At 33.9% G+C, this 6884-nt stretch carries 8 protein-coding genes and 1 rRNA gene; 7 read left to right on the top strand and 2 right to left on the bottom strand.

The genetic code is table 11. From position 1 onward, the window contains the following. The first annotated feature begins 6 nt into the window (after positions 1-6). Positions 7-123 (top strand): 5S ribosomal RNA (gene rrf / locus KH893_RS06430). A 445-nt stretch (positions 124-568) separates the two neighbouring features. On the opposite strand, the gene apf is transcribed toward rrf, so the two are convergent. Together apf and KH893_RS06420 are read right to left on the bottom strand one after the other, a co-directional pair. Further along, positions 569-1201 carry an aggregation-promoting factor gene (gene apf, locus KH893_RS06425; RefSeq protein ID WP_281165327.1) on the bottom strand — a complete coding sequence of 211 codons (633 nt, stop codon included), beginning with the start codon at positions 1199-1201 and terminating at the stop codon, positions 569-571. A 209-nt stretch (positions 1202-1410) separates the two neighbouring features. Further along, the gene (locus KH893_RS06420; RefSeq protein ID WP_281165326.1) at positions 1411-2007 is read right to left on the bottom strand and encodes a recombinase family protein; all 597 of its coding nucleotides are present in this window, start codon (positions 2005-2007) and stop codon (positions 1411-1413) included. 305 nt (positions 2008-2312) lie between these two features. On the opposite strand from KH893_RS06420, the gene KH893_RS06415 reads away from it, so the two are divergent. From KH893_RS06415 to fliF, 6 genes are all read left to right on the top strand, one after another. Beyond that, positions 2313-2873 (top strand): hypothetical protein, encoded by a 561-nt coding sequence (locus tag KH893_RS06415; protein ID WP_281165325.1) that lies wholly within the window; start codon positions 2313-2315, stop codon positions 2871-2873. Positions 2874-2875: 2 nt separating this feature from the next. Continuing rightward, positions 2876-3883 (top strand): DUF3324 domain-containing protein, encoded by a 1008-nt coding sequence (locus KH893_RS06410; protein WP_281165324.1) that lies wholly within the window; start codon positions 2876-2878, stop codon positions 3881-3883. 235 nt (positions 3884-4118) lie between these two features. Then, complete coding sequence (gene flgB / locus KH893_RS06405; RefSeq protein WP_281165323.1) at positions 4119-4487, top strand: flagellar basal body rod protein FlgB; 369 nt, start codon at positions 4119-4121, stop codon at positions 4485-4487. A 26-nt stretch (positions 4488-4513) separates the two neighbouring features. After that, complete coding sequence (gene flgC, locus KH893_RS06400) at positions 4514-4951, top strand: flagellar basal body rod protein FlgC (protein ID WP_281165322.1); 438 nt, start codon at positions 4514-4516, stop codon at positions 4949-4951. Between the two features lie 4 nt (positions 4952-4955). Then, the gene (fliE, locus tag KH893_RS06395; protein ID WP_281165321.1) at positions 4956-5279 is read left to right on the top strand and encodes a flagellar hook-basal body complex protein FliE; all 324 of its coding nucleotides are present in this window, start codon (positions 4956-4958) and stop codon (positions 5277-5279) included. A gap of 30 nt (positions 5280-5309) precedes the next feature. Then, positions 5310-6881, top strand: coding sequence for a flagellar basal-body MS-ring/collar protein FliF (gene fliF, locus KH893_RS06390; RefSeq protein ID WP_281165320.1), 1572 nt, complete (start codon positions 5310-5312; stop codon positions 6879-6881). Positions 6882-6884: the final 3 nt, after the last annotated feature.

Here is a 6884-nt window from a genome sequence, read left to right as displayed (position 1 = left end):
GAGAAGTGCGGTGGCGATAGCAAGAAGGATACACCTGTACCCATGCCGAACACAGAAGTTAAGCTTCTTAACGCCAAGAGTAGTTGGGGGATCGCCCCCTGCGAGGGTAGGAAGCTGCCGTGCTTAATAAACAATAAAGAGAGTTTCTTGGTCATTGTATTGATTAAGAAAACTCTCTTTAATTTGTTTAAGAAAAACTGAGTAAAGTTATCAGATGAGAAATTTGGTTGCTCTAGTGAAAAATGAACAAGCTCTGGATACATAAACTGACTATTTCAAGATCAAGCTGTTCGACTTTTCAGGGTATTTTCATAGGATAGATTTTTGGGTGACTTGATAATATCAGTTGTTAACTTACCTGGATTCGGCAGGATAACTAACAGTCGAATTCGGTTTCATAAACTTCAGGCGGTTGAGGTAGTTGATGATTCAAAATAGTTTATATGAAAAACGAGAATCTGCTTATGCTCTGATAAATTTGGACGTAAGCAGATTCTCATTTTTCGCTTTCAGGTACAAAAAGATCTTCAAAATATGAATAATTCTTTGAAAATAACTATTAAAAATTTTAATACCAATGATACGTTTCCCAATGCTTCATTGCATTTACCCAACTGCCATATCGCTGTGAAACATATTGAGCTGCAACTTTGTCCTGGTTAGCGGGTGAGTAATCACCATTTAAATATGACTTATCCAACTGGTACTTCCCAATATACTTTCCGTTACGTGCATTATAATTGCCACCAGATTCATGCTCTACAATATATGCTTTAGCATCTGACTCAGCTTTTGAAAGACCAGTATCGTCATTCGTTGAACTAGCATCACTGTTAGTACTCGATGTAGTCTGACTGCTAGAAGTAGTCTCCAAATTTGTGGTAGCTAAGTTTGTCTGAGAAGAATCAGTGGTAGTGCTTGAACTTAAAGTTTGATTATCTGGAATTGTCAATTTTTGCCCGACTTGAATGTAGTTGGGATTGGACAGATTATTTAATTTTGCAATCGAGTTAACATCAGTATGATAAGTTTGAGCGAGTCCCCAGACAGTATTTCCCCATTTCGCAGTTACTGTAGAAGTTTTATCAGTAGTTAATTTATCATTAAGTAGGTTGCTAAAAGTTTCCTTATTAGATGTTGTCGTTGAAGATGGATAGTAATTCTGCAGATACTGAAGATTAGATATTTTTTCAACACTCAAAATTTGATCACCCCAAAATTAAAAAAGCTCAACTATACTTAAAATTCGTTTTAGTGAAAATAACTTTTGAAGTTAGCATAAATAATTATAGTTCATTCTAAGCAAAAAAACAATTTGCTTTAATATTTAACGAATGTTTTTTGCAGAAAAAGAGAGTTATTAAGACTAGAGGATCCAAATTAGTCTTAATAACTAACTGCAAACTAAAATTATGATTCCCTTTTTATCCGACAGATTGTTCCTAAACTGACCCCATACTTGGTAGCTAACGATCTAATCGTACAGCCTTTAGACAAGTCTCTTTTTAAAGCAAAATAAATTGCCCTTTTTTGAGGATCAGGTGAATTTGCACCATATAGAATTGGCTTTCCTTTGTAAACTCCCCTTTTTTTAGCTAGTGCTATCCCTTGTTTTTGACGTTCTCGAATTCGTTCACGTTCACTTTGTGCTTGAAATTTAAATACCGTAATTAAAATATCTGTTAGCATATTCCGCAAGTTAGGATCAGGAACTGCAGAAAAGTCTGGTAAATCAAGACTTTGCAATGAAGCTCCCTTTTTTCTGATAGTTTGAATGATTTCAGTTAAATCTTCTGCATTTCTGCCTAAGCGATCTAAGCTAGTAACGTAAACTATATCACTTTCTTTGATTTGATTTATAAGTCTGATAAGTTCGATCCTATTTTCAATATTCTTGCCCGACTTTTTTTCGGCAAAGATTTTATCTACAGGGATTCCCTTCAAGCGAACTATTTGACGATCTAAGTTTTGATCTCTTGAAGAAACCCTAACATATCCTAATTTCATATTGCTTTCATCCTACTCAAATTGTTGAATATATATACTTAATTAATATTATATTCTATTTTGGGTAAGCTCAAAATATTACAGTATCATACTACAGTAAATATAGTATTTCGTCAAACATCTTAAAAAATTATATATTGTTTGTAAAACTTATATTTACAAAAATGTATTTTCAATTAATTAAGGAGCCATTTTTTGCTTTTGACTGTAAATAAGGAAAATTGAACTAAAAGAATTAATCGTTTAAGCTGTTCTATTTTGAGCTTACCCAAAATAAAACAACTTAAAAAAAGGAGAAAGCGTCATTGAAACAATTTAAAAGAGTTTCAGCATTAACTATATTGACTGTTGCTTTTTGTATTCTGTTTGATTACCCTGTGGCTGCTGAAGCTGCTACATCAATTTCAGAGTTTCAAGTCATTTCTGGTAATGCTTCAATCAATTCAGTTCCAAACGTTATTTTGCCTTTAAAAAAAGGAAAAGTAACGAGTGCTAATAAGGCCATTAGAGTTGCAACTAATCAACAGATAACAGCAGCTAATTACATAGGTGCTGATTCATCAAAATGGGTCCTTAAAGCAACGGTTGATAAATCTGCATATACCGTTGGAGCAACTCACCAACTGAAAATTAAAAGTTTTACGATCGCTGGCAAAAGATTGATTCCAAGTCAGTCAACAATTATTCTGCACAATAATAAAACTGGTGAAACAAGCCTTAAAACAACTCCTGAAAATACATCGATGATTCTTATAAGTAATCAACGTGTGTTTCCTGCTACATATTATGGAAGATTGAAATGGCTTTTCAGTGGCAATTCGTATTCAAAAATTAAAGGAGCTAATCCGTATATATCGGCCAATTAAAAATGAAACATAAACTTAAAGCAGGATGGCTGACGCTTATAGCCCTAATAGCAAGTTGCTTTTTCATAATTGATAATGTAGTTAGGGCTGCAGATTTACAAACGACTCCTGGAGTAACTGTTAAAGTTTTGGAAAAAGGTTTTTCTTCCGGAATAGCCACTCGAGTTGCTCCACGACAAATTTTTCCAATTCGAATAAAACTAATTAATCATTCAAGCAATGAAAAGTTGGTAAAGATATCACTGGAAACGGCTTATACTAATAAAAATGGACAAATACAATATTCAAGATTACCGGCAGATAAATACAGTGGTAGTTTAAGAATATCGCAATTAATTGATGGACCAACAAAGATTAAGTTAAAGGCATATCAGATTAAAGTTATCAATTATACTTGTAAAATGCCAGCAAAGAAAATTTCAGGAGTATTGGCAGGTGCTTTTTATATTCATGAAGTAAATCAATCTAAAAAGGCTTTGCCTCAGAATAAAAATACGCAAAATCAGTTGCAGCTTCAAAATGAGTTTTATTATGTTATCCCAGTAACTTTGCAGGAAGCAGATCATGTTGTAGCTACTCAACTAAAACTTGGCAAAATCAAAACGCAAGCAATTGATAGTCATCTGAGGGTATTAGTTAATATTAGAAACATAACGCCGACTTTATTTGGTAAATTAAAAATTAAGGCCTGGATTACCAAGGGTAGAAAAGTAACCGCTTTTAAACAGAATAAAAACTTGCAAATGGCTCCGTTAAGCAACTTCGATTATCAAATTCTAATCAATAAGATGCTCATACCAGGAAAGTATGAACTAAAGGCTTGTTTGAGTTCAGGGACAAGGAAATGGGAGTTTAGAAAAAAGTTTCAAATTGGCTTAGCAATGGCTGTCAATTTTGATGCTGACCTTGTATCAAAAACTAGTCTGATTTGGGTCATAGGTAGTACCTTTTTACTTTTATTAATATTATTCATTACCTATCAGTTCGGTAAAGTTCATGGGCATAAATGAGCTAAAAATAAATTTTCAATAAATCTAAGATATTTTTTGCTTCTAATTTGATACTTAATATAAAGGCATATCTTTGTTAAATAAAAGAGTAGCTCTATGAGGCGTAACATAGAATTCTTTCTGTTAAAAGAGTTTAATAATTTTCCTAAACTATTTAACTGTTACTTAAAAAGTTGATGGTATAATATTTAGTAAGTCTTAAGCTTTTGATATCTATCTAAGTGGGGTGGAGTAAATGGATACTTATGATTTAATGAAGCAAGCGCTCAGTGTTTCCGCAACCCGTGCCAAAGTTATTTCAAGCAATATCGCCAATGTTAACACAGCAAACTATAAGGCAAAAAAAGTTGTTTTTGAAAATGAATTGTCAAAGAGTGAACAAAACCTGAGTTTGGAAACTACGAATAAAAAACATATAAAATCTGATTCAAGTTCTTATTCGTATATAACTACCGATAATTCTTCAAGTGTAACTGAAAATGGGAATAATGTTGATCTCGATGTTCAATTATCAGGTGCTGCTACAAACGGTTTGTATTATAAATCACTTGTTTCTCAACTAAATGGTAGGTTACAAATGATGGGATATGTAGTAGAACACTAAAAGGTTGAATGAGGAGGTTATTTTTTATGAGTATTTTTGATGGGCTTGAAATTAATACGAGTGGTTTAGCTCTTGAAAGATTAAAAATGGATACTATTTCTACTAACATTGCCAACGTTAATACAAGTCAGACAGCAGAAGGTGGGGCTTATAAATCAAAATCAGTTCTATTTTCTGAAAACGTAAAAAATGTTTCAGACTCAAGTTCAGCTACTGATGAGAATGGGCAAATGAGTTACGGTGTCAAAGTTGATGGAATCCAAGAAGATGATTCTGTAAAACGAGTTTATGATCCAACAGATTCAAATGCTGACAGCAATGGGTATGTTGAAACTTCAAATGTTGACTTGTCTGATCAGATGGTAGATATGATACAGACGATGCGGACTTACGAAGCAGATGAATCAGTAGCTGAGGATAATAAAGATATTCTGAAATCTGCGCTCGATATTTCAAAGGGGTAAAAAAATGATATCAACAAGTGCTGTGAATACAAGTAGTTTGCAAAATTATCAAAAGTCCTTAGCTAAAGTAACAGGGTTTGACCAAACTACACAAAGTAATGAGAATTCAACTACTTTCAGTAGCTACTTAAATAAAGCCATTTCGGGAGTAAGCGATAAAATGGTTTCAATGGATAAAGCTACTGACAATATGATTAGTGGTAAAGAAAATGATTTAGGAAATGTTATGGTCAAAATGACCGAAGCTCAATTGTCATTAGAGACTGCTGTTCAGGTGAGAAATAAACTGCTTGATGCCTATAGCGATATTAAAAATATGCAGTTTTAGATTTGAAGCTTAAAAGGAGTAGACAGCAGAGTGGGAAAATTAGGGACTTTCTTTCAAACAATCAAAGATAAATGGCAGGCACAAAGCCGAATAAAAAAGATCATTTGGATACTTGCGTTGTTAAGTGTCCTATTTGTTTCTGGAACTGTTTATTATCTAGAAACAAGAGTCCAGTATGGTGTACTTTTTACAGACTTAAGTGAAGGTGACGCTGGAACGATTACTGATGAACTTGAGCAAGAAGATGTTGCCTATAAGTTAGCAGATAATGGTCAGACAATTTTAGTTGATAAAACTAAAGTTGATCAGGTTCGAATTGAGTTAGCTGAAGATGACAAGTTGCCTGATAGTTCACAAGGATTTGAGTTATTTGATAGTACAAATGTCATGACAACAGATGCCGATCGGCGTATTACATATCAACGAGCCTTGACTGGTGAACTTGAAAACGCGATTAATGCTCTTAATCAGGTGAAATCATCAAAGGTTATGTTAGTAACCACCAAGAATAGCGTTTTTGATGATAGTGATAATGGAAATAGCACTAAAGCTGCTAAAGCTTCAATTGTCCTAACATTAAAAGGCTATGGAATATCAAATGAAGCGGTCCAAGGAATTGTTGCTTTGACAGCGGGTGCAGTTGAAAATTTAAGTGAACGGAACATTAAAATTGTTGATAGCAATGGGAATGTTTTATTTAACGGCAAAAAAGGAACTAGTAACTTAGTAAGTTCCAATAGTAAGTATTTAAGCATTACAAAAAAATACGAAAAGTCATTGCAAAATAAAATATTGCATATCCTTAAACCTATTTATGGTGAAAAAAGGGTTAAAGCTTCAGTTAACTTAAGCCTAAATTTTGATTCTGTAAAAAATAAGACAGTCAACTACAGTAATCCACAAGTTAGAAGTGAGAAAACAGCTACAGCGACTAATGGTGCTGCAAGTTCAAGTACTGAAACAGGAGAAGCAAATAATAGTGCGACAAATGCCTCTGGGAGTAGTGACGATGATGCATCTTCTTCTTCAAGTCAAGTGGTAAACAACGAACTAAATACAAGCACAACCAATACGATAACAGCACCTGGTGCGATTCAACAAATGACAGCTTCGGTTGTAATTGATAAAAGCTTGTCTGCAGCTAATCGCAAGAAAATTAAAAAATTAATTTCTTCTGCAATCGGCTATAACCAAGGGCGGGGTGACACAATTCAGGTTCAATCAGTAAACTTTGCCAGAAAACAAAAAGCTAAGGTTAAAAAGAAAAAAAATAAGGTTTCTAAGAGTTGGAATATTTGGGCCTATATCGGTTTAGCTGTTGCTCTTTTGTTATTGATTGCGACAATCGTCTTCTTAGTTGTTCGTTTCCGTCATAATCGTTTAGATAAAGAAATTCTTGAAGATTATGAAAGACAGCATGCACCTAAGCCCAATGTTGCTGCTGAAGTAAGCGAAGCTCCAAAAGTTAAAGTTGAAAAGCCAAAGGAACCAAAAGAATCGAAAGCCCAAATTTTGGATCGAAAAGCGCGTGAATATGCTAAGGAACATCCAGATGAGGTTGCTGATCTAATAAAAGCTTGGCTGAAAGAAGATAAGGGGTAATTC

Source organism: Liquorilactobacillus sicerae (assembly GCF_029916425.1).
Taxonomy (GTDB): domain Bacteria; phylum Bacillota; class Bacilli; order Lactobacillales; family Lactobacillaceae; genus Liquorilactobacillus; species Liquorilactobacillus sicerae.
The sequence above is the reverse complement of the archived record's forward strand: the minus strand, read 5'-3'. Positions and strand labels throughout refer to the sequence as shown.

Excerpts from the sequence above, each read along its gene's own strand:
- KH893_RS06410 (WP_281165324.1), top strand. The coding sequence starts at position 2,876 with ATGAAACATAAACTTAAAGCAGGATGGCTGACGCTTATAGCCCTAATA.
- fliE (WP_281165321.1), top strand. The coding sequence starts at position 4,956 with ATGATATCAACAAGTGCTGTGAATACAAGTAGTTTGCAAAATTATCAA.
- KH893_RS06420 (WP_281165326.1), bottom strand. The coding sequence starts at position 2,007 with ATGAAATTAGGATATGTTAGGGTTTCTTCAAGAGATCAAAACTTAGAT.
- flgC (WP_281165322.1), top strand. The coding sequence starts at position 4,514 with ATGAGTATTTTTGATGGGCTTGAAATTAATACGAGTGGTTTAGCTCTT.
- flgB (WP_281165323.1), top strand. The coding sequence starts at position 4,119 with ATGGATACTTATGATTTAATGAAGCAAGCGCTCAGTGTTTCCGCAACC.